Here is a 24,609-nt window from a genome sequence, read left to right as displayed (position 1 = left end):
ATAGAACAGATGTTCCTATTTTAAAACATGAAATTTCTAAGTAATATGGAAATATTATTAAAAATATCTATTTACTTTTTTAAATAGGTATAGTATAATTAATTTATAGAAAGGAGGTGAACAAGAGTGGATGATTTCGAAAAAGTCCTTGCAACAGTCGCACTAGTCGCTACAACATTCAAAGCCTTCACATCAGGCTTGAAAGACATTTACGACATGACACAAGGCAAAAAGAAAAAGCGACGCTCTCCCGGCAAGAAGAAACGTCGCAAATAACACTACCGAAGGAGGTTAGCGCCTCCTTCACCTATACTATATCACATCCACTTAGAAGTATGAAAAAAATGCTCAAAAGAATTGGTTATACAAATATTGCTTTATTTATTGCGAGTACAGTTATCCTTCTGGCATATGTTGATTTTGAAAACCCGTCAGCATTTGACTATGGATTAATAGCCCTTTATAGCGTCATAATTTTAATTCACATTGCAAGAATTGTACTATTTATGTTTGTAAAAGAAAGGTGAGTATATGAAATATCAATTTACATCAACTGAAGAATTACTTCATTTCCTGGAGAAAGAATTACTCTCTGCAGCAGAGGCTATAGAAATACTTGATATATCAAAAGCAAGACTCGGGCAACTCGTAAAAGATGGTAAATTAATTGCTGTTAAACAACAGCCGAAAATCTTTCTAAAAAGCATGATATTAGAAAAGAAAGAAGAGCTGGAACCGCTTCGAAAGAAATATAGACCTTATGATGAATAAATGCAATAAGCCCGCTACTATAAAAGTATCGGGCTTTAATTTGTTTATTTGAATTAATAGAAGGCGCTCCAAGCCTTATTTCAAATTTAACATTCTTAAAAACAACAGTATAAAAAAAAGAGTAGCATTTGCTACTCTCCTTTAATTACTTTTTAGAATTCATTCCAAGCTGTTCTTCTTTGAGAACTGAATATACTATTTGGTGTTTTAATTAGTTCACCATTACTAAGCATTCTATTAAAAGGAACAGAATAAGTAGCATTTCCCTGTGAATATGCTAATCGCCCTTTTGAATTGTTTAGTAAATCCATAACACTAGAATTATCAAAAATATTATTAAATGAAGTAAAATTACCTTTAGCTAAATCATAATGATTTAATGTTTTTTGAATCGCCATAGTTTGCATACAACTAATAGCATATTTACATACACTAGCAGTATCTCTATCATCATTCATATATTTATAAGCTATTAATGCAAGTTCATGACCATCACCCATAGCCTTTGCTTTTGTAACACCAGAATCATTACTATTCATATAATTCCAAGCAAAATGTCTTAGTGTATCTGCTGTGTTATCCCATGTTATTAACTTACCATTAGAATAATAGTTATTATTTTCAGCATATCTACTACCATGATCTCTAGCTGCAGTAGCATTTTGATGAGATGAAGCAATATTAGAAGGAGTCAAATTATTACTAATAACCAGCAGAATTCTTCCTTCTAATGCTATTAAACCAGCTTTTTCTACTTTTCCCGGTATATCGTAAGAAGCCATAGGAGAAATTGTATTTTCAGAAGCATTAAAATCAATATCAGGATATACTGAACTTAAAAAATCATCAATTCTTTTATTTAAATCATCGGCACCATCTGCACCCTGTATTTGTCTACTTTGTGTTTTTGTAGTATTCCCTAAAAAATAGTTTTGAACTTCTTTTTGTAATTGAATATTCTCAGGTGTATCTAAATGTGACCAATCACTTGAATATTTATTTGTAATTGGATCTCTCAAAATGAAATCTTCAACAATATAATTTTCATCAATATTCTTTTCATCAATATTCTTTTCATCAATATTCTTTTCATCAATAGAAGCTGATATAATGTTTGTATTAACTACTAAAGTAAATAAAAACACCACAAGCAACAAAATAATTTTCTTCATTTATGCACCATCCTTTTTATAAATATTACCACATATAGATATTTTAGTAAAATAAAAAAAGGAGGAAAGAAAAATGATTCTTATTTTTGTATTAATAATTTATGCTTTGATTACTTATTTTTGGACAATTGGAAGTCATTTTTATATTGATATAAGTCGTAATTATGCTTCTTCTAGTTTCCCCGGAGATATAACATCTTCCGACAGAGTGTTTTACCAAATTTTTTTTCCGTCAACATTATTTGTTTTTTTGCTTTTTGCTACATTTATTTTATCTTTAATATTTGAAAACAAACTAAAGACTTTATCATTTAAAAAAAAATTTATTTATATAATTTCAATCCCACTACTTTACACAGCATATATTTTTATTGACCTCTACAATTTTTTATAATTAAAAACAGAATATCAAAAGGCGTCATTTTATTAGAGCACCCAAAAGCCTAAGGTGTCGTTTAGTAATATTAAATTAAGGCTTTTATTCAAAAAATCTGGTGCGATTAATTTTTGTCAAAATAAAAAGCCCGCTACCACTGGATTGATACAGTAGTAACGGGCTTTAACTTTATTTATTCAAATTAACAATCGACATAGCAGCTAACGCTAGAATTTCATCATTTGTAATAGTACGATCATTTAACTTATCAAGCCAAGACTTATGTGCGCCCTCACCAATGGCATAATTCACAATGATTTCACGTTGTCCTTTACTGTTCAGAATACCATTTAAAATATCGTTTAATGATGGGCTGTTAATAGCCATTGTACGCGCCTTTTTGTCCTCTACAGTTGAAATAGTAACGGAAGACATCAATGATTTTCCAACCGCTTTTGCTAACTCATTTGCAATAGCTCGGCATATTTTATCAAAGTCTCTATGATATAATGCTACATCCACAGTATCATTAACAAAGCACACTTCAATTAAGTAACAAGGTTTATTTGTACCTTTTAACAATCCTAGATCAGTACGGATTTTAACTCCACGATTTTTTAGACCTGAAGCATTAGCAATGGCATCCGTAATCTTTTGAGCGATTACTTTATTTTTATCGCTGTATACGAGTGTTTCCGTACCAATCCCTTTGCTATGCGTGCCGACTGACGAATTAAAATGAATACTCACATCAATTTCACGGTCGGTTTTATTATGCATTGCAATTAACCAAGGAATATTTTGTTTTGCCGATTTACTGACATTATCCTCAATGTAGTTGGTAGTAATGCCTGATGCACGTAATAGCGCTGTTACTTCTTTAGCCACTTTAATGTTTTCTGTACCTTCATCAATTAAATCATGTGCGCCTGTTCTTGGTCCGAAATGTCCACCTGAAATAGTAATCATAATCCATCATCCTTTGGTTTATCATATCGCAAGGCTCTCATGCTGTCAGATACGCCGTTTGTCGTAGGATCTACAATAATACCCAAAAGCACAAAAACCATGAGAAATGATTCTGAAATGCCTGTCACTTGTTCGCTGTAAATGGTAATATCGACATTAAAAATACCCGCTATTTGATTAGCGAGTACAATGAGTAATGCTATTAGTGATACCCAAAATTGTTTATGTTGCATACGTACTTTCCAGTTAATTTTCATGTGATTTCCTCCTATCTAAATAAGGCTACGATACCCGCAATAATTGTCACAATGCCTCCACTACCAATAGCACCGTATAAAGCCACTGTTGCTTTATCTTTATTGTCCAACTTCTTTATGGCGATTTCTTTTTTTGCCTGCGCATCAAACTCCATTTGTTTTAATGCGTGGTCAGCAAATGGTTTCAGCAAGTCGCGTGTTTCCTTGCCGTCTTTCATAACAGTTACTTCTAAATCTTTTTGCCCTTTCTGGACATTTGCCATATCGGCTTTTAGGCTTGTCACTTCCTGCTTAAACGCCATATGCTCTTTTTCTAGAATCTCCAACCGCGGCAGTATATTTTCATTGATAGCCTTGCCGTACTCTTCAACAACTTTATACATGGAATTACCTCCTTCCGGCATTTCCATCCCCCCAATCCAATATAAAAGCCCTCCACAGATGATTGCGGAAGGCAAATAGTAAAACTCTTAGTTCGACCTTTAAAGTAAATGCAAAATTCCACCTAGCAATGTACTTATATATTCCGAGTTTATCTATTGTATTTTACGAAACAATTTATATTAAACCCACTTGGCAAAGATGCTAAATACATCGAACTGCCACTATTTAACTTTCTGTATACTCAATGTTTTTTAATAAAAGTTTTAGTAAAAAACTACTTAAATCCTCATTTGTATTAAATTTAATTTCAAATTTCTGATTTCCTTTTATAAATGACAGTATGTTTCCATTAACTATAAACTCAAATTTTTCATTTTCCATAATTACTACCCCCTAATTTTATGGTACTATTATCCAGTAAAGGAGCTGGTAAAATGAGACTAAGAGACATGAAACAATTATTAAACAATAACATTGAAAATTTAGAGTTTGAAAGTAAGAAAATACCAAATACAGATATTTACGAACTATTTGGATTTCAAAAAACAATAAACGCAATAAATAATTTAAAAGATTTAAATTTTCTTGAAGAAGAAATAAAAAGTTTATCATATCTAGATAATATATATTATGATAAATCGATAAATGATCGTATTAGAGTTGATTCCAATACTTATGGTAAATTCAATAGTATAGTTAATACTGTAAAGAGTAAATGTATTGCAACCTTAGAAGCTTTTGACCAGGCTATACCTGACCAACAAGAATATTCAGTTAGCGTTAAACTCCCCGATTATAAGGATTTGGATTCCTTAGGGAAATTTTTCACTAAATTGAATAAATCTTTAGAGCAAGCCATAGTTAATGACAAAATTAAAGGAAATGTTACTATCCAAAATTTTGATTCAGGTTCGCTATGGGTGGAACTGATGGTAGGTGGAGTTATTGCACTTAGATTTATTGGTGCAATTACGCATACTGCTGCTGTTGTACGTAATAAAACTTTTCAATACAAAATATTAGAACAACAAGCAAGAACTCTGGAAATTAAAAATGATACTTTAACAGATTTACAAAAAGGGCTTTCAAAAAGTATCGATGTACTTGTTGAAGCAGAAACTAAAAACTTGTTAAATCGGGAAGGAATTGATTATGACCCTGAATACTTAGAAAAAATGAAGTTCTCTGTAAAAACACTGGCCGAATTGATAAATGAAGGTACTCAAATTCATCCCTCCTATTTAGCAAACCCAGAAAATACAAATCAATTTCCTGATTTCACTCAATTAGATCGAATAGAATCAACGATTAAACAAATTGAATCATCGGCTAATTAAGGTCCAATTAATAAGCAAAATCATCTTATTTCAAGAAGATTTTGCTTAAATTTATGTTTATGCTTCACCTTAAATACATACTTATCTAGCATTAATATTTTATCACTTAATTTTCCACAAAACGGCTTCAAACCGCCAGTCATAATGACCGCGCTTCAATTTGCTATTTTAAACTGGGTTTTCAGTTTGAACCGGTAAAATCGCTTGAATCAAATGTTTGTTGACGATAGCACCGCCAAGATTAACAAAGACTATTTGCTGGTTGTTTAAAGTGTTTGTAAATGCTTCAACATCAAAAGCTGCACCTTTTAATTCAATAATGTTCCCATTGTTTAACTGTACGTTGTAAACCATTTAAACCTCTCCTTTTATATACCTTTTAATTGCATCAAATATGCGCCGTTCTGACGTACTGTGATAGTATTACTCGATGAGTTGTATGTGAACGTCATACCGTTAACACTAGACGCACTAAGACCTGTGACGGAATATGCGCCACTGAAATCAACATTCCCATAAAATCTAGTATTACTAGCTTGAATAGTGAGGTCATTATAGGTATTAATCGTCATATCGCCGCTGTAAGTTGTAATCTCAGTAAAATCGCTAAATCTAATTGCGTTACCTATACGAATGTCACTTGATACACTAATATTTGTGGCACCACTAATGGATCCGTTAACTATTACAGCACCATTCAGATTAATCTTAGAAGCACTTATTGAAACTGCATATGGATCCTGATTGATTAACGAGGTAATGCGGCTGCCGGTGTAGTCGGTATATGAAACACGTTGCGAAATCTGCGCAGCTTGTTGTGAAATACTTGATTCAGCACTCGCGATCCGCGTACCTTGGCTACTGATATTTGTTTCAGTAGAACTAACACGTGATTCTAATAAACCTGCTCTTTGTGTGACACTTGATACATCATTTCTTACATTTTGCATGTCGTTACCAATGCTAGTCACACTGGCATTCACTTCGCTACGAATTTGTTGCGCAGTTTGGCTAAGACTTGAGTTGTATTCGGCTGTTATTTTACTGTACTGTGCTGTGATAGATGTGTTTATCGTTTCAACTTGTTGAGAAAAATCTGTTCTCAATTCCCTTGCACTTAATAAAATTGCCGCATTATACTCTGCTGTTACCGTTGTGTACTGGTCCAGCATTTTTTCTTCAGTTTCCTGAAACTTAAAATACATGTTCTTATTAATGACTTCTTTAGTTTCATCAATCTTTTCTGTAACATCTTTTTCAGTATCTTTAATTTGATCTTGTAGGATTTGGTTAGCAGTTTTAAAAACGTAATTACCAACCGTTGCTTCAGTAAGAACAAACTCTTGACCGTTCCAATCATCCCGTAATCTTAAGATGCGGGTCGTTATGGACAGGTCGTTTAAGGGCTCGTAAATCGTGTGTACCGTCTCGCCAAGCTCTACATCATTTCCGATTTGTGCAATATCCAGCTCGTAAGAAATGTCAATGTCTTTAAATACGGCATCCGCTCGTTTCTTAGCAGTTTCACGGTCGGTGATGCGTTCATCATTGATGATGTCTCCGAAATATTTTCGTTCGTAATTCCCTGCATTGGGGCTGACAAATGTTTCAGATTGTGCGTAATTTTCACCATAATTAACCGTGACGTGCGTGACAATATCCGTAGAATCGGTTTTTTTTGTCACGTTTTTCAGGTTGTAACCGTACCGATACTGCTTACCTCTATCGATAATAGAAGCTTTCCTCGCTTGAATAATACGCCCCGGCAATACCTTAAATTCCGCATTTAACAGTTCACACGAATCCTTTAACATTTGCCACGGATTTTTACGGCCGAATTCATTTACAGTGACACTGTTTAAATCCGTAGCATCTAAATCCAACACGAAGCCGGTACCATTTAAAACAGTGGACAATAGCTCCTCCGGTGTATAAATCCCATTAAGCAGATGGTTAAACTCCATTTCGGCTAAATCTAACAAAATGTGCTGCACATTTATGTTTTTATAATGCGTGACTTCACTTTCCACTTTGATACGCCATTCATGCCCATCAGGTGTAATAATGATTTCTTCCTCGTTTAAATACGGGTAACCTGGATTGTCTTTATGATTAATGACGATCATCGACATTTCGGGAATATCATTCATAGGAAATCGACGGTTGGCGGATTTAATATAATTAAGAGGTATCTCTTCGTTCCCGTGTTTAACCGTAATCAAGTTTTCACCGCCTTTCGAGCATAATAAAAAACACCCTCGAATGAGAGTGCATAGCGTTTATATTAATTAGATTGTTTCCTCGATTGTCTTAATCTCATTCTTAGCAAGGTTAACAATTACCTCACTGCGGACAGGTAACGTTGATTGATCATTAAATGTGATTACTTCCGGCACTTCCTCGATTACCATTTCTCCTACTTCTACTAGCAGTGTGTAGTTTACGATTAATCGTGATTGTGCGAATTGTCTTGGTGTCATTATAGAAGCCCCATTTCCATGATAATATTTATTGTTTTTGTTTCTGCCTTAGCCAAAATTACTTCTTCCATTGACTTTTGCTGCGATGGATTTTCTACAGGGTTTAACCAATCTTGATAACGTGCTTCGTCAAAAACTAAAGACCCGTCCACTTGCTTATAGAAGCGGAATTTTTCATGGTCAAAGTCCTCCACATCAAACTCTTCTGCACCTTCTAACGAGGTATCTGCTCGATACTGCGAAATATGACCATTGTTGTCGAATTTAGCATAAATTTTAAGCATATTTAACACCTACAATCCTTGTAATATAGTTTTGGCTTGGGTTTTCTGTACCATTTCCGGTTATCACAGCGCGGTTGTAATTTATACTCAAAGTGTTATTCAATAAGTCTAATGAATAGCGCAACCAATAATGGTCGGGAAGGCTTCCACCTAGAAATAAAACTGATTGATTGAGGTCACTAGCATAGATGTCACTAACCAAACTAGTGACAATAACGTGAGTATGCCTTTTGAATGTGAAAGCTCCACCGTTATTAGTTATTCCGAATACAATCACTTCATCATAAGCTTTTAAATTCGGGAATCCCGCATTCACCGACAAATTTACTGTACCAACCTCTATAGAACCTGTGTAAAGGTTATACTCAGTTCTAGCACGACCGTTTACGGAAGTCACAACCATACCCCATGCTCCCCATGTGTTAGAGCCTGCAGATGTTTCAATGCGCCTGTAAACCCCTCCGTCTGAGCCATAAGCTGTCTGATTAACAACACCGCCGGAACTGTCTGTCCATGGAACGATTGTTTCAATCATAGCGAATTTAGGAGGCATTCCGACTAGCGTAGTATTATTGTTGAACTCTCTAAATACTGTACCTGTACCGGATCTAGTTCCTGTATTGCTTTGTGTTCGGTATTGGTTGGGAGTTTTAACAGTTCCCTGCATATTTTCGATTGCCGATTGAATCGTATAGCGGTCCCACAACTCTTGTTTAGCCTTTGTGACGTGTATATTTTGGTCGGACATATGCGTATCCGCAGGACCTAAAGCCTTGTCTACTGCTTGTTTTGTACGCTGCGGTGTCATGTATTTCGTTGTAGATGTGCCATCTTCTGCTTCAACTTGTGTAGCTATACCGAAGTTTTGAAGATTGCCAAGCGCTAATTGTTCAGCTGTAACGCCATGTGGATTATCTATATCATTAACATGGGAATTAAATGCTTGTTGCAAGCTATCCAATAATACTTTTAATACTTTGCCTTGTGCGGCAGTTAGTCCAGCAGACGTTGAATCCGAAACTAAGTTATTAACCAAGGCCATTATAACTTCAACGTTTCCGTTAGCATCTGGACCGTTACCATTGACGCTAGACACCGCACCTGTTCCATCTACACCCCGTTGCGCAACCAAACGATAATTAATGCCATCGTCAACCGGAGTAAGACCTGTGACTTCCTGAAGGGTAATAAATGTGCTTCCATTCCATTTAATTAAATTTGGGAAGTTATAAGTTGCGTTTAAATCGAAATCATAGGACTTCAAGTTATCGATTAAATACTGCATCATTGTTATTTTTTGTTCTGCAGTTAGCATTTGCGCATCGAATGTTGATGTACGATTTTGTTCAGCGGTTTCTCGCGATTGTTCTTTTAATACACGGGCAGCTTCATTTTCTCTACGTGTAGTTTCGTCAGTAGCACGTACTTGTTCTGCATTTGTGCGGTTTGTTTCGTTAGATAATCGTTGCGCTTCAGCTTGCACAATGCCGTTTAAATTCGTCTGCAATGTCTCTAATTCCGTTTTTAATGAGGTTAATGCAGAGGTTAATGAATTTGCATTGCTTGCCGCTGTATTTGCATTGTTCGTAGCAGCTTCGGCGCTTGATACTAATGTGGTCAGATCACTTAAAATCATTTCGATTTCTTGTTTCGCTTGATTTACATCCGCTGTAGCACTTTCAGCATTAGCAATAGCGGTATCAATTCGAAGAAGAATATCATCGATTTCATTACCACCAGCTAAAAACTTAATTTGCCGTTCTAAAAAACGCAAATAAGATCTTATACGATCCCAGTTCTCATTCATTTCATCCCATGTATTCGGGTCAATAGGAGAACGTGTTTCGTTTAAAGGAAATTGATTTGACATGTCGATACCTCCTTATAAATAGTAAAAAGGAAACTCAAAACTAATCGATGTGACCGTACCGCCGCTCACCGAAAAGCTGTTGTTTCCTTTTGCTAAACTTATTAATTTTTTATTGGTGGATCCTGTGATGTGAGCGCCGTTTTTTAAATAACTAATACGGTCAAGGACCAACGTGTCACTTGATGTAAGTGAACCTTTATAGATAAATACCTCTCCGGTTGTATTGTTACGGATGGTTGCATTTGAGCTAAACGAGCCTTTTAATATGATTTTCAACGGCATACAACGCGGGTCCACTTTTACATTTCCACCGTTTAGCACATTAAATGTATTGGAATTGAATGTGTAACTTGGCAACGGGTTGTTCCAGTCGGCAACTCCTAACTGCCAAGCTAAACGACCATCAAGCCACGATTTCTCCATTGACTGTATATCAAGTGAAGTAAAAGGCGTTTCCGCATACGGTAAGTCAGACGTTTCAAACTCTATTACGCGTTTCCCTCTATATCCATCCCACTCAATTCCATCATTATTGATCCGCTCAACTCTCCAACGTTTGTACATATGAGGATGCCATTGTAATTGGTCAATAGATGTTTTAAAGGAGGTCTCGCCTGGCAGTTCAAACTTATATCCTTTAGACACTTGCTCATAGAGATAAAAATCTTCTACATCATCCAGAATAGCAGCAAGCTTATCCCGGAGGATGATGGTATCTGTTTCGCTTTTAGCATTTAAAAGCATCGTCAACTGTAGTTTGCGTACACCATGATAACGATCAGTACGATTACGCCCAGGTCGTCCTCTTACATTTTCAGAATCGTAGATAATGTCGACTGGATTCACCTTCAAAAGAGGGATGCCGTATTTTGTTAAATCATAACGGCTCCCGTCTAATTTCTCGATAATTGCCATACGGCACCTCCTACTTTTTAATGTTTAACCGCGCATTTGTTGCATCCTGCTCATCAATCCAGAACTTTACGTCGTCACCTGTCCATGTAGAAGTGATATTCACATTAACAGGGCTTTGCTTCAGTTCTGCTTCGCTGTGCACGCTTGTATCAATCACGGAACGTGTATTAATACCTGGCGCTACTAAATTTAAATTCGGGTTATACGTGCCGCCGCTTAAAATGCTAGTTAGCGAAGAACTTACGTCATTTGCTAACTTTTGTGCCGTCGATTTTAACTGGCCGTTCATAGAATTTAATCCGTTGATTAACCCTTTAATTGCTTCGCGCCCAATCTCAGGTAACGTTTTATTGAGGACGTTGAATCCATCATTCGTACCGTTGACCATTTTATCGATTCCAGAGAGCATTTCATTTCGCAATTTTTCGATTTCACCCATTGCATTTTCACGTAAAGAAGTGATTTCTTTCTCCATTTCCTCACGTGCTCCAGCTAATTCAGAAGCCGCCTGTTTCCCTGCAAGCTCCATTTTTGCTTTCCAGAGCATCTCATACTCGCCTAATTGTTGAGAAGACATATTCGCAAGCGCATTAATCTCTGCGGCCGCTTTTGGACCCATTGCACGCAATTCATCCAGTAGCGCTTCATCAAGCCCAAAGTTTTGAAGTCGGAAGATGTCATTCATCCAATTGGACAGAGTACTCACTTGCTGACGCATATTTCCGATAAGGTCGATTTGTTTATCAACCGTGCCATCTTCTTTATACGTCACCATCTCAGTGAGCTTCACTTCATCGAAGAGACCCCAAGTATTAGCTAACGTATCTCTACGGGCTTCATATGTCTTCTGGTACTCATCGCGGAGCTTTTGTTCTTCATCAGCTAATTTTTTATACACATCCTGGACACGGGATGCGTAGTCAGCAGCAATATCTTTCAGGTTTTCAAAAAGCTCTTTTTTCTTGCCGTAAAGAAGTTCTTCATAAGCAATTTGCTGGTCCGAACCTACTTTATATTCTTTCATATAATCCTGATACGCTCGAATCTGATCACGAAGAGACAGCACACCGTATTCACGCGCAGCGTCGACAAACTTTATTTCTTTTTCAAATTTCTCTTGTTGCATTTGTGCTTCAGCCGCATTGGCGTTTTCCAGTGCTTTACGTCTGGCAGCACTGCCTGTTTTCAAATGCTTGGCTGCATCCAACCAATACGTGCGTTCGTATTGTACGCTCACATTATTGAACTTTTTATGTTCAGATAGAGCACTCTCGAAAGCCTCATATCGTTCTGCATTCGACTTTTTCAGATATGTGGTAACTGTTTTACCGTTTACTTTCGTTGTTTCTTTTACCGCTCGCTGATTAGCTTTTGCAGTAGTCTGAATAATACTCGACAAGTTTTTATAGGAAGAAGAAAGCTTGTTGGTATTAACACTAAAATCAAGCGTAACCGCATTCGACATCATTTTCGTAGCTTGCTTAACCTTATTAATATTATCTGTGATCCCTTTTGCAACACCCGCAGGAATCCATTTTGCTATATCGGCCATGACACGTGACGGAGAGTGAATGCCAAGTACTTTCATTAACCAACCTGGTATCATTCCTCCTAAACCTTCGACCTTGCTTTTTACCCATCCGAGCCCGGCATCAATTCCATTCGCAAGCCCTTGCATGATGTATTCGCCGATCTTCGATAGGTTAATGCCTTTCAGGAATGCGACTGCTTCGCCCCATTTCGTCTCAATGGACTGCTTCACATTCGTCATAGCATCGGAAATAGTCTTTTTAACGGAAGACCAAGTTTTAGAAGCCCATGCACTAATCTCATCCCAGTTTTTATATAAAGCAACACCAATTGTGATGAGTGTTGTAATAATTGCAATAGCGACTCCAACAGGCCCGGTAAGCAACCCAAAACCTCGAACTAACCAAGGTAAGGCTTTGCCTGCTAGGTTCGTCACTACCCCGATAACACGTAGAACGTCGTCAATTAAGATTCCGAAATGCGGTGCTAAACGAGCGATAACTGATCCGACACTTTTAAACATTCCGCTTGCGATTTGAATAGCGTTCACAATATTTTTACCGAATAAAGTAATAAACATCGTAACTGGCGTTAATAACAGCATGAAGCCACCAATAACAGTAGGAATTGCACCGACAAGGAAACTGAACGCGTCACTTGACTCCATCACACTATTAAATAGTTCAAGGAACCAGTTTGCTAAATCTAATACGGCATCACCAAACGGCTGCATTGCTTTTCCTAAATTCACGATGAAATCCGTTAGGTTACTAATTAGATCAAGCACTCTTGGTGTCGATTCAATAATGTAGGCGGTAAAATCCTGGAACGACTGATTGTTTTTCAGTTCAGAAGCCCATTCTCTAAAGCCTTCCATCATTTCAGCTAATCCTTTGATAAAGTCCGCGCCCATACCGCTAAATGCGCTGAAAAATTCAGTGATGCCGACAATCATATCGCCAAATAGCTGACTAATTAACGGCATGTTTTCTTGGACATATGCAATAAATGCTTGGAATTTCTCGTTCTCTCCTAAAGCGGCTGCCCAATTCGAGAATGTTTCCATCATCTCATTGAAGGTTTCTGACCATTGTAGACCGGCAGGAAGAAGAGCCGCCATCATTGATCCTAGACCCGCGATAAAATGTCCGATGCCCTCTACCATATTCACAAAAATATCTGCACTAAATTCATTAAATGCGTCAAATATTGATTGGATAGGCTCCGTATTTACGGCTCTATTAAACGAATCCATTAATTCTGCTGCCGCATCTGCTACAGAGAGTACCATTGGTTCAAGTGATTTTAAAATAGTTGCAGCACCTTGCATTGCACTCGTGAATGCACTCAATACTGCGCCTTCGGTTTTAGCAACCAGTTCATCATAAACCGCTACAAAACTATCCCATGCGTCTTTTGCTTCCTGCTGAGCTGAGGTTAGTTTTGCTGTTTCATCAAATATGCCTTTAATTGTCGGAATAGCGACTGCTGCAAGTCCCACAAAAGCAAATGCAGTTGCACTAATTGCACCAGCCATGATCAACAGCTGTCCGCCCATGACACCAATCATGACTCCGAGAGAGCCTAGTAAGCCAACTAAAGTACTAATAATAGGTGTAAGTGTAGGGATTAGTGAAATTAAGGCTCCTGTAAACTGCGTGCTTAAGATTTCTCCCCAGTTCCGCATCTGAGAAGCTACTCTCGCCATTGTGTTCTGGAAACGGGTATAATCCGCTCTTAGGTGAACCGTTAAGTATTTCATATCGAGTGCTGCCACTTTAGCCATAGCTAATGCATAAGCACGGTTAAAACGAGATGTATCGAGGTCTAGCTCTATGTCAATTTCTCCGCTTAAACCTTGTGCAAGTGCTTTTGCTTTTAACAGCTTCTTATGGAACTCGGTTGTAATTGCATCAATTTCGATGTCTATATCATAGTCATCTAATGTTTCCGCAATCATGTATAGCTCCGCCAGTTGGCGCTTAAATTCAAGATAGGCAAGTTCTACTTGTAAGCGTAAATCCTTATTTTCAAGGCCTTTCAACTCACTTTTAACTGCTTTCATTTCCGTATAAAATTCAGTTGTTGCCAAGTCTAAATCAACATCAACGCCTGATGCTAAATCCCGTACTTCACGATCAACTTCTTTCATTTTACGCTTAAATTCTCGAATATTAGCCCCAATATGGGCTTCAAAGCGTTCAACCATTGCACTCACCTCCTACTATTTCTTAGGTGTATAATTCGCTTTCCAATCAAACTTTTTAAGACCTTCTTTAGCTCGGTCGTATAATGTGAAATCAACCTTTTCCTGTGAAGTAGAACCATTTAAAAGAATATGTCGTGCTTTTTTCGCATCAAAATATTTATTAGGCGACTTTGGTTTTTGCACCCGAGCTACAATACCGCTCACCCATGCCGCTTCAATTGCTCGCTCGTGTTTATCGATTTCTGCTAAACGTGCGCCCTGCATGCGATTAACCCACTCTTTAAACGTCCACCTGTAAAACACCTCATCATCATATAATCCGAGCACACGGGCCGTTTCACGTTCTAATTCATCGTATGTTAGTCCGTTTCTACTTCCACCAGTGTGTTGCCTGTGATTGCCTGATAGCTTGAGTTGAGACGTTTGATCATTAAGTTCGCTTTGTTTTCGTCCAATTCGTCTGAACGCATCTCTTTTACTAATAACATGTTGTCGGCGAATTTCTTCAACTCGTTGCGAGAAAAAGCTGAGCTGTCGATAGCCTCAAATACTTCCGAAAAGATTTTTGTTGCGTCTTCATCTTCATTCATACGATCGTCAATCGCTTCTAAAATATCATCAAAGTTCCCTTTGAATTGTTTATCTTTCGGCTTGAGTTTGTTTGCAACATCAATCACTGTTGCGAGCATATCAACGTCCTGGTCAATTAACTCCGGAAGTACTTTTGCGATACCGCCCGAAACTTTATTGCGCCCTTTTGAATCAACATCCTCGTCTTTTACGTGCTTGTTCAGAGCTTTATCCAGCATAATTGAAAACTTCAGTTCAAATTCTGTATCTTTAATTTTTAAAATCATGGTTAGAGTCCTTCTTTCATTTGGTTTTTAAGTATGAAAAAAGAGTGAGCATATGCCCACTCTGTACTATTACTAGATTCCTTCGCCTTCTACGCCGGCTGCTGCTGCACCGGCTTCACCCGTTGTTGTACGTGATAAGTGATCGCCTGTGTACTCACCTGGTAATTCGAAGCCGTATTCTGCAAAGCCTTCTAAACCTTCTGGTAATGCAGTGAATACGCCATCTGCAGAACGAATTTGCACAGCCATCTCTACTGAAATTTCTTCTACACCCTCATAAGGCATTGAACGAGTGAAGTCACCCATTACTGCATAGCCAAACTTTGAATCATACGTACCCTCTGCATTTGCCTCGGGATCAATAATCCAAATTTTAACCTCTTTCGCTTCATCGATTGCACGTTCCAATTCTTTCTGGCCTTCATCGCCACGCTTAAACAGGAATGAACCGGAAACTGTTTCAGCTAATCCGCCCGACTGTGTGATAGAGCCCATTTTTGAACCTTCTGTTGTGTTTGAACGGGTTTTTGCGTGTTCAAGGTCACGTTGCAGACCAGGGATTAAAGCCGGCTCACCAATAACATTGTCTGTCACTTGCACCAATAAAATTTTTGATTTTGCCACGGTGGGAAAACCTCCTATAATTTTTCTAGTTTATAAATTAACGTAAGCACCGCATGCTTTACGTCAGCGTTTACATCTTCAAATATGCGCTGATTCGTGATTCTCACTTCAAGCACTTCATATCCGACCGGAAATAGCTTAAAGCGTAAAGCCTGTTTTACCGCATATAGGATATTGCCGATAACGGTATTGCCGTACTGCCCGTCCTTTGACTGATCATGCCACATATGCAGCGTGATGCTGACATCCTGTATAAGCTGTGGGCGATAATGTTCCTGCACTACTATAGGATTGTCCACGTGAATATATGGGCTGATTGCTTCAAGTGGAATGTAAGAATACAGGCGCATATGCTTTTCTTCTTCTGCCATTAAATCGATAGACACTAATTTTAATAGTTCGGTATCGCTCGCAAGGCGTTGTACAATCGCGCCTTGCAAAGCAAGTATTTCGGACATACAATCACCTTCCTAACTTCCGAAGCTCCGAATAGTAATGATCTTTTGCTTTCTCAACTGCCGGGTACCAGAATGGCTGTGCGGCCATACCGTTTGTTCGGACATACTGTTGCAACTTTTGAGAATAATACGTCCACGGCGTTTTCCGTCCGTTTCCGTTCACTGCATAAATCCCTGTCCCGTACTCGATGTAAATCGCATAATGGACACCGACATGTACAATAGCTGACATCCCGCCCGGTGCAACCGTCATTTCGATTGACTTCTTTAGGTCTCCTGTATCAACAGGTGCACGAACAATGGCTTCATTGCGCAGTATAGATGCGGTTTCCACAATGATTTCTTTTACCCTGTCCATTACATCATCGCCCCACTTATCAAGGGCAATCTGTAAAGACTTTGCACCAAAACGAGTTAGCCCCATTACTACACCCTCTTTAAAGGAATACGATTAATTTCATGCATACTACCCTGGTCTTCCGCTTCACCGCTCATGACATACTCGACATTTTCGTATTCAATGCGTGCTGTAGGCGGAATGTTTTCTTCATAAGGACAGAACATATCCCGATGAACAATGATATTCAGCTTACTCGCTTCAACAATTCGGTCGGTTGTCGGTGTATCGATAAAGCAGTCGATTTCTTTTTCAAGTAACCATTTCAATGATGAGCCGCCACTTCCATCTGGAACACGTTTCTGCAACAATACTTTTACTACATGAGGAAATTCATCAGCAGCGTCGAAATACATGATACTTCGCCTTTCGATAATACTGCAGTAGATCCGTAATAGTAGCGGGCAATTCGTCAAAACTATAGGTATATGAAACGGAACCCATTTTACGAGATTTCAGTCCAGTTGCACCGGAATAAAATGCTACGGCTTTCGCCAGAAAGATTTCCACGTTAGCGGGTAGGTCAGTATGCTCGAATTTAGTACCGTAATCCTCGTTCACTTTTTTAAGTAGTAGCGGAAGCATTGCTTTATAGTAATCAGCATTAACCTTTTTGACATTGCCTAAAGTAGCGAAATGTTTCACTTGTTCTTCCGATACGATCCACATATTATTCGCCTGCTTTCAAGGCATCTTCCAGTAAAGCGTATGCGGCTTTTTTATCCTTAGCTTCGGAATGGTCCACTTCTAATTCATCAAGTTTTTCACGAATTTTATCTTCTGTGATACTACCGTATGAAGGGGCTTTGTTTTCGTTTTGAGATTCTAACTCTTCATGATCTGAGACTAAACCGCGGCGATCCAGTTCTTCAAATAGCTCATCTGAAACCTCGACTGTTTGACCAGGCAAATGGAAAGCCCCGTTTACTTTTGATTGTTTTTTCAATGTCACTTTATAAGCCATCTATAAAACTCCTCTCAAATTAAATAATAAAAAGCCGCTCTAAAAAGAGCGACTATTCTGCTACTGTAGCAATGACAACGCCGTCAGCACCCTCGAATGAAGGTAAACCAATCATTGCAACGATTGTTTCGATATTCACTGGGTCTACTTTTTTATGAGTAGTAACCGCAATAGCACCATCCACAATTGCAACATCAGCGTTCGTGCCCTTACCTGCACCAGTCATTAAATCAGATTCATGTGGCGTCGTACCATACACAGATTTACCAAGCTCTCCAGCAGTTAAGAATGTTACTTTGTTGTCCGGGAAGAATTTTTGTGCAACACCTTTCTCGTCTTGGTAGTAGTTGTCGTATACAGCAATTTGTAGCTTTGTTTTTTGACGAAGGTAGTTTAATACATCTTCCGTTGATAGAATGATGTTTGCTGCACCTAAAGGGTTCATGTCTTTACGAATTGACTCGTGCTGTGCTAAATATACAACAGTCACTGAGTTCAACACCATTCGAGATAAAACAATCCCTTTTTTACGTGCATTTTCGATAATTGTCAAGATATCTTGTACAGGAGCAGATGTTGCAGTGTTCCACGCATCTGTGCCTGTAAACTCAACAAATTGTGAAGGGTCTAAACCGTAATCGAAGTCGTAGAACGAGCCTTCTGCTGAGATTGATACTTTCCCTTCAGTAATGGCCTGCATACGCATACGCTCAAATGAGGCACGTGCACCTTCAACTAAATTGCCCGCATCATCAAACACTTGCTCGATGATCTGATCTGCAAAATCAGATAAATTTGCTTCTAAGAACGTGTTAATTTGCTGACGGTCCACTTCTTTAATTAAGAAGCCTTCTTTAAAGTACGGCATCTCGTGTTCCATTTTCGTGAATCCTACACGATCACGTAACGGAGTTTTCACGTCAAACTCCGATGCTTTTAGCACGATCGGTAAGCCTGATTTTCCTTTGATAAATTCAAGTTTTAAACCAAGTTGCTTTTTTCGTGGGAATAACGCTTCGCCTAAATACGGTACGCGCGCTTTTTGTTTTAATTCAATATAGCCTACTACGTTTTTCGCAGTGACCGTTTCATAAATTTTTGCCATTAGACAAACACTCTCCTATTTGTTATTTATTTTTGGGATTAATTAGTTCATGAAAGTAATACGTGGTAAAGCTTCTTTTTGTGCTGCAGTCGGCGCAGTTGGGATTTTTGCTAAATTAATATAACCTTCCACTACTACGGAACCACCTCTAGGACCGTCTGTTACATCAATGTCATAAAGTACTACGCCTTCCGCCCCAACAGTATCATTGGCTAACACACCTTTGTTTGAACGGGTTTCTAAAAAGCCACCGCCGACAATTGTGCCTGCTTTTACAATCTTTTTACCGTCTTCCGTAACAGCAGCTGTCGAAGCAGTATCGAACGTTACGGGAACCCCTGTAAATTCGCTGTACTTTAAAATTTCTTTCGTATTTCCGTATTCTGTTTTACGCATAAATATTTTCCTCCTTGATTAATGAATTATTTGAACGGGTCAAATGTTGATTCAGTTGATTGCGATTGAGCCATCGTTTTTTCTGCCAATTGCTCTCCGTATGATTTTGTTTCAGATGGATTACCGCCACCAGGATAACGCTTAGAGCCTTTTAACGTCTCTTCCACTGTAGATGTTACGAAAGCGTCAAAGTCCGTTTTAAAATCATCTAAAGTAGAATTTGTTGCAGTTTCATCTTCAGCCAGTAAACGATCAATCCACTTAGTTGCAAATTTGCCGTCATAACCTTTTTCCGTGGCATAGGCTAAAGCCTTCTCTTTTAAAGCCGAACGTTGCTCTGCTTTTTCTTTTGCGTCTAAACGTTCTTTCAATTCACGAATTTCTTTTTGTTCAGGAGTTTCCTGTGGATTCTTTTTAGCAACCTCATCATCAATCAATTTCTGAAGATTGTTAGTTTTCCAAGTCTCCAGTGCCGTTGTGTGATGCGTGTCTTTTAACGAATCAAGCTCGCTGTTTACAAAAGTATTCGCTTTGGCTGCCGCGCTGATGTCACCCTTCTCAAGCGCATTCTCAAAGATGTGCTTTTCGATAGCCGACACGTCACCAGCTTCCACTAATGTTTTAAACTGTTCTAAATTGATTTTCATTGTATTGTCCTCCTGTTGCCCTCGACACGCTTAATAGCCCACCGAACGCACGGTTATTTTTGAATAGGAAAAAGCACACCTCGAATGAACGAGCCGTGCTAAATAGTAATTTTAAATGTACCTGCTCCATGCATGTACCTGTTCATCCCCGTCCACTTATAAAGCGACTGCCATCCACTGATGAACTTCCCTGTTACCTTGTAACGCAAGGTTAGCGAGATATTGGACCACCTTGCCTTTCCGCTGTATCAGCTCGAAATGCTTTAAAGTGTTCAATTTCATTGTCCATATCATCTGGTGGTTCGCCACGCACAATATTAGAAACCTCGGCTTTTCCTTTTAAATACCCGACGATATGACCTACTCCGAAACCTAATAAACTGCCTAAAATCGAATAGAAAATTGCAATGAATATAAAAGTGGGTAAACTCATAGAATCATCCTTTCACTATTCGTTTCGAGTATTTGAAGTACTAATTAGCGTAATCTTTGGAGCTTTGATTATAATTTTGTCATTATTGAATTCAATGCTTGTGTTTCCTAAGACTGTTTTCAATTATTTCGCCCTCCTCTACAGGTGTTTATACATTTCTTTCATCATAGCTACATGCTTTGTAAATTTCGTATGCAATTCTTTTTCAGCCACGCGCTCGACCTCGGTTTCGCTTTCTCGTTGCATCCATTCCTCCAGTGATTTCTTCACGATGCAAAGCTGCATATAGTTCAGTTCAACCCACATGAGAAACCCTCTCCCTCTATGCTGTCATTTTCTTATGCCAATCGTTATAACTGATGAAGCCGTCATATTCAACAGAAGGCGGTACAATGTGTTTATTGGCTTTGTTAACCGCTTGTGCAAGTGTTAACCCTTCATCATCCATATACTTTTGAACTGCAGCTTTGAACTTCCTCTGATACTCAGGATCTTTGAAGTTGCGCCCGCGCCTCACACTTGGCATCATGCCGTTTACAAGATGGAGCACGATACATCTGCAATTGATGTCCATGTCCGCTCGGTTCCACATATGAGGCCCTTTAGCTTTTAAACTGCGGTAGTGGAAATACCCCTCTATATCAGCCTGCTGTCCGTCCAATGTACGGTGAGCGGTACGAACACGAAAGTCTAACGAGCTCGCCCACATTTTCGTCATCTTCACAAACTTACTGGCATGCTCCATTGCTTTTTCGGTAGCAATCGATTGTGCTCGTCCAGCTTCAGTACGTGCAACAGCTCTCGCTTTATTTGTAAAGAAGCCGAACTTCTTCTCAATTTCTGCTGCCATATCCCAGTAAGAATCGCCGCGCAGTAAAGCCTGTGTGATTAATATTTGCAGATCGTATGCAATTTGGTCGCGGTGCTTCTTCATTGTTTTCGGTAAGCGTAAATGTTCAATCGGGTTTAATAGGGCACTCTCAATGATGTCTACTGAAGGAATCTGAAAGCCCATTTCCGTTGATGAGAACACTTCAATTAGGTACGCTTCACGTAAATACGTTTCAACATAAACCGATTTGCGCATGGCCGTTAATTCCTGTACGGCAACGCGGTACTCTTCTGTTAACGTTTCACTGATACGGTCGAATATATTGTGTAGCCGATTATATTTATTCAAGTCTGTATAGCTGAGCTCACCCTGTTTTTTATACTTGGTGTACATCCGCTGTATTTCCAGAAGCGTTTCTTTCAGCATGCGTGCATATACCTTTTCAAGTTTCGTTTCCGATTCAGCAATCAGCTTGTTGATGTAAATTCTGATTTCTAACTCGTTCATTAGACATCATCCTTTACATCCGTCTCTTTCGCACTGCCGAAATCGTCGTCAAGATCCGGTAGGCTGTTGCCCAGCTCCAACTGCTCTTGCTTCATCATTTCCAGTTCAGCATCTACATCATCAACGAAGGAAAGTAGTGACAGACGTGTTCTTTCTGACACGCGCCCTTGTAGTTTTTCTGTGATTTCAGCTTCCTCTTTAACGTTAGCTGGCATATTACGCTTAAAGGCGTACCAAATTTTCAAGTAATCTTCCGGAGAGCAAACGCCTAAGATAGACCACCCCGCGCACAATAATTTTGATTGGTAAGTTAATGTACTGCGGAGCTTCTGCTCAAAGCGTACAGCTTTCCACTCCAAGTTCAGCGTTTTAAACTTCATTGCTATACCGGAAATGTTTCCGCCGAATGCTTCATCCGTGAAGTCCACGGATTTAAGGAATTTAGTAATATTAGAATCGATCCGATCAAGCGTATGCTCAATCATGGAATCGTTAACATCTTTCGTTAAAAACTTAACGTCCGTGTCCGGCCCCCACAATTCGAGCAGACCCGCTTCCTTCATCGCCTGAATATCCTCATCATCCATACCGATATTGCGCAGCACCATCATGGCAAGGCGTGTCGCTTCAACTTCATTTACTGCATCCGATAGCACTTGGTCATATGCAGCCATTAAAGAAAGAGCTTTATATGTTTCACTGTGCAGATCATCGTTGTTCTCAGCTCCAAACAGCGGACTGCCTTTCAAATAATGAGGCAGTACCTTCACTAGCTCATAGGTGCTACGTTCTGCTCGGTAGAAGTATGTGTTCACTTCATCGTGGAACTCGGCCACATTGACTTGTTTTCTTGCTCCCTCATCGTTAATTTCCACTTCTGAGTAATATTGAATAGCAAACCGCGGTGCTGCAAGCGTCTCGTCATAAAGGAAAATGCATTCGGCAGGATTCACGTTGGCAATCCGTAATACTGCTTTACCGTTTTCCTCGCTCCAATACACAAGACGAGCACCATAGCCTGCAACACTTGTCTGTGTGCCGAGCATCATATCTTTATCCGCCATATTTACTCGGGTAATTAAGTCCTCGTATGCTTCGGATAACCGGTGATAACTTGATAGCTTTTTATCGACTACATAGTTGATTGGATGTCCAAGCACGTAGCCGACTTTAGTACTAATCGCATAATCGTCCATAGGATTAGCTATTTTATTATTTACTTGAATATCCAAACGTTGTACTCTTACGTTCTCAAGCGTCAGCTGATTTACAGGTCGTTCGTAAATATCGGCTTTATCCGTATCGTATCTCGCTTGAAAATGCTCAATGTATTCACGTACTGGAGCATGTTCAGCGATTATTTGGCTTAATATTTTGCCGTCCATCCCTTTTCTTTCGATGTAAGGAATGTACGCTTTGAAACCGTCCATTATTTTTCGCGGCTTAATGCGTTCTCTTAAGCTCATTTGTCTCACCTACCTTTTTGCGTTATAGCCTTTGCCTTTTAAGTTTGTCACTTCATAGTCGTCCAGTCCGTACCATATAGCCGAGAAAGTGTGCGGATCAATATTAAACTCATCCTCTATGATTCGGTCTGTCTTTGGGTCCTTCTTAAAGGTCAAAGTTTTCAGCTCTCGTTCATGGTTAGGGCAATTACTAGAGATGATGATTTTCTTAAATCGTTTCACTTTTTTCGTATTTTCGATACGTGTCAGTTTGTAGCAGGGTAATATGCGGAAACCTTTCTTTTGCAAATAGCTAATCGTTTTAGCTTCTGCATTATCCCCTTTGATAATTTTCTTTTTGAGACCCTTCTCTTCCATATCCGTAGCGATTTCAGGATCATCTTTACCGCGAGTGTAATATTCATCCCAGATGTACAACCATTCTTTTTCCGGATCCACACACATACGAGAAATAGCGTTAAAAGAGTCAACAAAACCGAAGTCCATCCCGTTCTTAAATAAAGGTTTGCGCATACTGTTGATGTCTCGCATCACATCTTCATGGTCCCAAACTTCCAATTGGGGGAGAACAAGCTTACCGTTGATCCCGAAACGTCCTTTCTTCGCAATGCGGTACAGGTCAGGGTCATATTCCTTAATTTCCTCCAATTGTTCTATGTACGCGGCTTGAAGGAACAAGTTATCTTCTGCTATTGAATGGTGGTAATAAACATCTTTATGAATTATGACGCGCGCTTTATAAAGATCCTCATCATTTAAAACTGTGCGTTCGTTCACTTCATCGATAAAGAAATGCGTATACGCCCAATTGTCTTTCGATACCGGGTTAGTTGTGAGAATCATATGCAGACTTAAAGTAGGGTGACGTAAACGCCCTAATAGCTCTTTAAACCCTGCGTACTTAATTTCCGAGCACTCCTCAAGCCATACAATCGAAATGTTGTTAATTGATTTCAGCTTTTCAGGCTTGTCCATCCCGCGAAAGATAATCTTCGCACCGTTCGGGAATCGGATTTGCATTGGAGAAGAATTGACTCGAACTTTCTTAGACAGGTTCAAGTCTTCAATGATTTCACTAAATAAAGAAAACGTACTATCACGGTGTGTGTCGTAAACTTCACGGACAACCAGAACAGTACGTTTCTCTTCTAAGCATTTCATAATAATTTTTAGTGCAGCATTGTAAGACTTCGATGATCCGTACCCGCCAACAAGGAAGTAGAATTTATGCGACCAGTCAAAGAGAAAATCTTCGAAATGTGGATTCACTTCTTTATCGACCGTGGTTGCTGTTGTCATTCTACTCACCTCATTTCTATTGAATACATTTTGTATAGTTATGCGTTCTAGCTTCCGCTAAGCTGCATTA

General features: G+C 38.9%; 32 protein-coding genes. 4 read left to right on the top strand and 28 right to left on the bottom strand.

Annotation, left to right across the window (positions count from 1 at the left end; all coding sequences use genetic code 11):
• Positions 1-126 precede the first annotated feature (126 nt).
• Complete coding sequence (locus ABS917_RS11455) at positions 127-276, top strand: hypothetical protein (RefSeq protein ID WP_350479099.1); 150 nt, start codon at positions 127-129, stop codon at positions 274-276.
• 255 nt (positions 277-531) lie between these two features.
• A complete protein-coding gene (locus tag ABS917_RS11450; RefSeq protein WP_350479098.1) occupies positions 532-771 on the top strand; it encodes a DNA-binding protein in 240 nt (79 codons plus the stop codon).
• 152 nt (positions 772-923) lie between these two features.
• Here the strand turns inward: ABS917_RS11450 and ABS917_RS11445 are convergent, their stop codons facing one another.
• Positions 924-1,943: a hypothetical protein gene (locus tag ABS917_RS11445; protein WP_350479097.1), complete on the bottom strand. Its 1,020-nt coding sequence runs from the start codon at positions 1,941-1,943 to the stop codon at positions 924-926.
• 73 nt (positions 1,944-2,016) lie between these two features.
• Here ABS917_RS11445 and ABS917_RS11440 point away from each other — a divergent pair, with 73 nt between their 5' ends.
• Positions 2,017-2,337 carry a hypothetical protein gene (locus tag ABS917_RS11440; RefSeq protein ID WP_350479096.1) on the top strand — a complete coding sequence of 107 codons (321 nt, stop codon included), beginning with the start codon at positions 2,017-2,019 and terminating at the stop codon, positions 2,335-2,337.
• Positions 2,338-2,508: 171 nt separating this feature from the next.
• On the opposite strand, the gene ABS917_RS11435 is transcribed toward ABS917_RS11440, so the two are convergent.
• The 4 genes from ABS917_RS11435 to ABS917_RS11420 all read right to left on the bottom strand — a co-directional run bounded on the left by ABS917_RS11435 (position 2,509) and on the right by ABS917_RS11420 (position 4,310).
• A complete protein-coding gene (locus ABS917_RS11435; protein WP_350479095.1) occupies positions 2,509-3,288 on the bottom strand; it encodes an N-acetylmuramoyl-L-alanine amidase in 780 nt (259 codons plus the stop codon).
• Positions 3,285-3,545 (bottom strand): phage holin, encoded by a 261-nt coding sequence (locus ABS917_RS11430; RefSeq protein WP_350479094.1) that lies wholly within the window; start codon positions 3,543-3,545, stop codon positions 3,285-3,287. Before ABS917_RS11430 ends, ABS917_RS11435 begins: the two co-directional genes overlap by 4 nt.
• An 11-nt stretch (positions 3,546-3,556) precedes the next feature.
• Complete coding sequence (locus ABS917_RS11425; RefSeq protein ID WP_350479093.1) at positions 3,557-3,928, bottom strand: hypothetical protein; 372 nt, start codon at positions 3,926-3,928, stop codon at positions 3,557-3,559.
• Between the two features lie 226 nt (positions 3,929-4,154).
• Positions 4,155-4,310 carry a hypothetical protein gene (locus tag ABS917_RS11420; protein ID WP_350479092.1) on the bottom strand — a complete coding sequence of 52 codons (156 nt, stop codon included), beginning with the start codon at positions 4,308-4,310 and terminating at the stop codon, positions 4,155-4,157.
• A 68-nt stretch (positions 4,311-4,378) separates the two neighbouring features.
• Here ABS917_RS11420 and ABS917_RS11415 point away from each other — a divergent pair, with 68 nt between their 5' ends.
• Positions 4,379-5,266, top strand: coding sequence for a hypothetical protein (locus ABS917_RS11415; protein ID WP_350479091.1), 888 nt, complete (start codon positions 4,379-4,381; stop codon positions 5,264-5,266).
• 168 nt (positions 5,267-5,434) lie between these two features.
• Here the strand turns inward: ABS917_RS11415 and ABS917_RS11410 are convergent, their stop codons facing one another.
• The 23 genes from ABS917_RS11410 to ABS917_RS11300 all read right to left on the bottom strand — a co-directional run bounded on the left by ABS917_RS11410 (position 5,435) and on the right by ABS917_RS11300 (position 24,539).
• Complete coding sequence (locus ABS917_RS11410) at positions 5,435-5,620, bottom strand: hypothetical protein (protein WP_350479090.1); 186 nt, start codon at positions 5,618-5,620, stop codon at positions 5,435-5,437.
• 14 nt (positions 5,621-5,634) lie between these two features.
• Positions 5,635-7,488 carry a phage tail protein gene (locus ABS917_RS11405; RefSeq protein ID WP_350479089.1) on the bottom strand — a complete coding sequence of 618 codons (1,854 nt, stop codon included), beginning with the start codon at positions 7,486-7,488 and terminating at the stop codon, positions 5,635-5,637.
• Positions 7,489-7,554: 66 nt separating this feature from the next.
• Positions 7,555-7,746 (bottom strand): hypothetical protein, encoded by a 192-nt coding sequence (locus ABS917_RS11400; RefSeq protein ID WP_350479088.1) that lies wholly within the window; start codon positions 7,744-7,746, stop codon positions 7,555-7,557.
• Positions 7,746-8,030, bottom strand: coding sequence for a hypothetical protein (locus ABS917_RS11395; RefSeq protein WP_350479087.1), 285 nt, complete (start codon positions 8,028-8,030; stop codon positions 7,746-7,748). The genes ABS917_RS11400 and ABS917_RS11395 overlap by 1 nt, the downstream gene beginning before the upstream one ends.
• Positions 8,023-9,900 (bottom strand): hypothetical protein, encoded by a 1,878-nt coding sequence (locus tag ABS917_RS11390; RefSeq protein WP_350479086.1) that lies wholly within the window; start codon positions 9,898-9,900, stop codon positions 8,023-8,025. Before ABS917_RS11390 ends, ABS917_RS11395 begins: the two co-directional genes overlap by 8 nt.
• Positions 9,901-9,912: 12 nt before the next feature.
• On the bottom strand, positions 9,913-10,815 hold the full coding sequence (locus ABS917_RS11385) for a phage tail domain-containing protein (RefSeq protein WP_350479085.1): 903 nt from the start codon (positions 10,813-10,815) through the stop codon (positions 9,913-9,915).
• A gap of 10 nt (positions 10,816-10,825) precedes the next feature.
• Positions 10,826-14,554, bottom strand: coding sequence for a phage tail protein (locus tag ABS917_RS11380; RefSeq protein WP_350479083.1), 3,729 nt, complete (start codon positions 14,552-14,554; stop codon positions 10,826-10,828).
• A gap of 15 nt (positions 14,555-14,569) precedes the next feature.
• The gene (locus ABS917_RS11375) at positions 14,570-14,818 is read right to left on the bottom strand and encodes a hypothetical protein (RefSeq protein ID WP_350479082.1); all 249 of its coding nucleotides are present in this window, start codon (positions 14,816-14,818) and stop codon (positions 14,570-14,572) included.
• A gap of 95 nt (positions 14,819-14,913) precedes the next feature.
• A complete protein-coding gene (locus ABS917_RS11370) occupies positions 14,914-15,411 on the bottom strand; it encodes a tail assembly chaperone (RefSeq protein WP_350479081.1) in 498 nt (165 codons plus the stop codon).
• Positions 15,412-15,483: 72 nt separating this feature from the next.
• Complete coding sequence (locus ABS917_RS11365) at positions 15,484-16,035, bottom strand: phage major tail protein, TP901-1 family (RefSeq protein WP_350479080.1); 552 nt, start codon at positions 16,033-16,035, stop codon at positions 15,484-15,486.
• 14 nt (positions 16,036-16,049) lie between these two features.
• Positions 16,050-16,493, bottom strand: a complete 444-nt coding sequence (gene gp17, locus ABS917_RS11360; protein ID WP_350479079.1) for a tail completion protein gp17 — start codon at positions 16,491-16,493, stop codon at positions 16,050-16,052.
• A 4-nt stretch (positions 16,494-16,497) separates the two neighbouring features.
• Positions 16,498-16,917 carry an HK97-gp10 family putative phage morphogenesis protein gene (locus tag ABS917_RS11355; RefSeq protein WP_350479078.1) on the bottom strand — a complete coding sequence of 140 codons (420 nt, stop codon included), beginning with the start codon at positions 16,915-16,917 and terminating at the stop codon, positions 16,498-16,500.
• Positions 16,918-16,919: 2 nt separating this feature from the next.
• Positions 16,920-17,246: a hypothetical protein gene (locus tag ABS917_RS11350; protein WP_350479077.1), complete on the bottom strand. Its 327-nt coding sequence runs from the start codon at positions 17,244-17,246 to the stop codon at positions 16,920-16,922.
• On the bottom strand, positions 17,227-17,559 hold the full coding sequence (locus ABS917_RS11345; RefSeq protein WP_350479076.1) for a head-tail connector protein: 333 nt from the start codon (positions 17,557-17,559) through the stop codon (positions 17,227-17,229). The genes ABS917_RS11350 and ABS917_RS11345 overlap by 20 nt, the downstream gene beginning before the upstream one ends.
• A gap of 1 nt (position 17,560) precedes the next feature.
• A complete protein-coding gene (locus ABS917_RS11340; RefSeq protein WP_350479075.1) occupies positions 17,561-17,854 on the bottom strand; it encodes a hypothetical protein in 294 nt (97 codons plus the stop codon).
• 52 nt (positions 17,855-17,906) lie between these two features.
• Complete coding sequence (locus tag ABS917_RS11335) at positions 17,907-18,959, bottom strand: major capsid protein (RefSeq protein ID WP_350479074.1); 1,053 nt, start codon at positions 18,957-18,959, stop codon at positions 17,907-17,909.
• Between the two features lie 42 nt (positions 18,960-19,001).
• Complete coding sequence (locus ABS917_RS11330; protein ID WP_350479073.1) at positions 19,002-19,355, bottom strand: hypothetical protein; 354 nt, start codon at positions 19,353-19,355, stop codon at positions 19,002-19,004.
• 26 nt (positions 19,356-19,381) lie between these two features.
• Positions 19,382-20,002: a DUF4355 domain-containing protein gene (locus ABS917_RS11325; protein ID WP_350479072.1), complete on the bottom strand. Its 621-nt coding sequence runs from the start codon at positions 20,000-20,002 to the stop codon at positions 19,382-19,384.
• 211 nt (positions 20,003-20,213) lie between these two features.
• Positions 20,214-20,435, bottom strand: a complete 222-nt coding sequence (locus ABS917_RS11320) for a hypothetical protein (protein WP_350479071.1) — start codon at positions 20,433-20,435, stop codon at positions 20,214-20,216.
• A 138-nt stretch (positions 20,436-20,573) separates the two neighbouring features.
• Positions 20,574-20,741 (bottom strand): hypothetical protein, encoded by a 168-nt coding sequence (locus tag ABS917_RS11315; protein WP_350479070.1) that lies wholly within the window; start codon positions 20,739-20,741, stop codon positions 20,574-20,576.
• Between the two features lie 16 nt (positions 20,742-20,757).
• The gene (locus ABS917_RS11310) at positions 20,758-21,774 is read right to left on the bottom strand and encodes a phage minor head protein (RefSeq protein WP_350479069.1); all 1,017 of its coding nucleotides are present in this window, start codon (positions 21,772-21,774) and stop codon (positions 20,758-20,760) included.
• Positions 21,774-23,240 (bottom strand): phage portal protein, encoded by a 1,467-nt coding sequence (locus ABS917_RS11305; RefSeq protein ID WP_350479068.1) that lies wholly within the window; start codon positions 23,238-23,240, stop codon positions 21,774-21,776. Before ABS917_RS11305 ends, ABS917_RS11310 begins: the two co-directional genes overlap by 1 nt.
• Positions 23,241-23,249: 9 nt before the next feature.
• A complete protein-coding gene (locus ABS917_RS11300; protein ID WP_350479067.1) occupies positions 23,250-24,539 on the bottom strand; it encodes a PBSX family phage terminase large subunit in 1,290 nt (429 codons plus the stop codon).
• Positions 24,540-24,609: the final 70 nt, after the last annotated feature.

The sequence above is a fragment of the Solibacillus sp. genome (genome assembly GCF_040273735.1).
Taxonomy (GTDB): Bacteria; Bacillota; Bacilli; order Bacillales_A; family Planococcaceae; genus Solibacillus.
The sequence above is the reverse complement of the archived record's forward strand: the minus strand, read 5'-3'. Positions and strand labels throughout refer to the sequence as shown.

Bases quoted from the DNA above. Each gene is read 5' to 3' on its own strand.
- ABS917_RS11450 (WP_350479098.1), top strand. From the start codon at position 532: ATGAAATATCAATTTACATCAACTGAAGAATTACTTCATTTCCTGGAG.
- ABS917_RS11445 (WP_350479097.1), bottom strand. From the start codon at position 1,943: ATGAAGAAAATTATTTTGTTGCTTGTGGTGTTTTTATTTACTTTAGTA.
- ABS917_RS11440 (WP_350479096.1), top strand. From the start codon at position 2,017: ATGATTCTTATTTTTGTATTAATAATTTATGCTTTGATTACTTATTTT.
- ABS917_RS11435 (WP_350479095.1), bottom strand. From the start codon at position 3,288: ATGATTACTATTTCAGGTGGACATTTCGGACCAAGAACAGGCGCACAT.
- ABS917_RS11430 (WP_350479094.1), bottom strand. From the start codon at position 3,545: ATGAAAATTAACTGGAAAGTACGTATGCAACATAAACAATTTTGGGTA.
- ABS917_RS11425 (WP_350479093.1), bottom strand. From the start codon at position 3,928: ATGTATAAAGTTGTTGAAGAGTACGGCAAGGCTATCAATGAAAATATA.
- ABS917_RS11420 (WP_350479092.1), bottom strand. From the start codon at position 4,310: ATGGAAAATGAAAAATTTGAGTTTATAGTTAATGGAAACATACTGTCA.
- ABS917_RS11415 (WP_350479091.1), top strand. From the start codon at position 4,379: ATGAAACAATTATTAAACAATAACATTGAAAATTTAGAGTTTGAAAGT.
- ABS917_RS11410 (WP_350479090.1), bottom strand. From the start codon at position 5,620: ATGGTTTACAACGTACAGTTAAACAATGGGAACATTATTGAATTAAAA.
- ABS917_RS11400 (WP_350479088.1), bottom strand. From the start codon at position 7,746: ATGACACCAAGACAATTCGCACAATCACGATTAATCGTAAACTACACA.
- ABS917_RS11395 (WP_350479087.1), bottom strand. From the start codon at position 8,030: ATGCTTAAAATTTATGCTAAATTCGACAACAATGGTCATATTTCGCAG.
- ABS917_RS11390 (WP_350479086.1), bottom strand. From the start codon at position 9,900: ATGTCAAATCAATTTCCTTTAAACGAAACACGTTCTCCTATTGACCCG.
- ABS917_RS11385 (WP_350479085.1), bottom strand. From the start codon at position 10,815: ATGGCAATTATCGAGAAATTAGACGGGAGCCGTTATGATTTAACAAAA.
- ABS917_RS11380 (WP_350479083.1), bottom strand. From the start codon at position 14,554: ATGGTTGAACGCTTTGAAGCCCATATTGGGGCTAATATTCGAGAATTT.
- ABS917_RS11375 (WP_350479082.1), bottom strand. From the start codon at position 14,818: ATGCAGGGCGCACGTTTAGCAGAAATCGATAAACACGAGCGAGCAATT.
- ABS917_RS11370 (WP_350479081.1), bottom strand. From the start codon at position 15,411: ATGATTTTAAAAATTAAAGATACAGAATTTGAACTGAAGTTTTCAATT.
- gp17 (WP_350479079.1), bottom strand. From the start codon at position 16,493: ATGTCCGAAATACTTGCTTTGCAAGGCGCGATTGTACAACGCCTTGCG.
- ABS917_RS11355 (WP_350479078.1), bottom strand. From the start codon at position 16,917: ATGGGGCTAACTCGTTTTGGTGCAAAGTCTTTACAGATTGCCCTTGAT.
- ABS917_RS11350 (WP_350479077.1), bottom strand. From the start codon at position 17,246: ATGTATTTCGACGCTGCTGATGAATTTCCTCATGTAGTAAAAGTATTG.
- ABS917_RS11345 (WP_350479076.1), bottom strand. From the start codon at position 17,559: ATGTGGATCGTATCGGAAGAACAAGTGAAACATTTCGCTACTTTAGGC.
- ABS917_RS11340 (WP_350479075.1), bottom strand. From the start codon at position 17,854: ATGGCTTATAAAGTGACATTGAAAAAACAATCAAAAGTAAACGGGGCT.
- ABS917_RS11335 (WP_350479074.1), bottom strand. From the start codon at position 18,959: ATGGCAAAAATTTATGAAACGGTCACTGCGAAAAACGTAGTAGGCTAT.
- ABS917_RS11330 (WP_350479073.1), bottom strand. From the start codon at position 19,355: ATGCGTAAAACAGAATACGGAAATACGAAAGAAATTTTAAAGTACAGC.
- ABS917_RS11325 (WP_350479072.1), bottom strand. From the start codon at position 20,002: ATGAAAATCAATTTAGAACAGTTTAAAACATTAGTGGAAGCTGGTGAC.
- ABS917_RS11320 (WP_350479071.1), bottom strand. From the start codon at position 20,435: ATGAGTTTACCCACTTTTATATTCATTGCAATTTTCTATTCGATTTTA.
- ABS917_RS11315 (WP_350479070.1), bottom strand. From the start codon at position 20,741: ATGTGGGTTGAACTGAACTATATGCAGCTTTGCATCGTGAAGAAATCA.
- ABS917_RS11310 (WP_350479069.1), bottom strand. From the start codon at position 21,774: ATGAACGAGTTAGAAATCAGAATTTACATCAACAAGCTGATTGCTGAA.
- ABS917_RS11305 (WP_350479068.1), bottom strand. From the start codon at position 23,240: ATGAGCTTAAGAGAACGCATTAAGCCGCGAAAAATAATGGACGGTTTC.
- ABS917_RS11300 (WP_350479067.1), bottom strand. From the start codon at position 24,539: ATGACAACAGCAACCACGGTCGATAAAGAAGTGAATCCACATTTCGAA.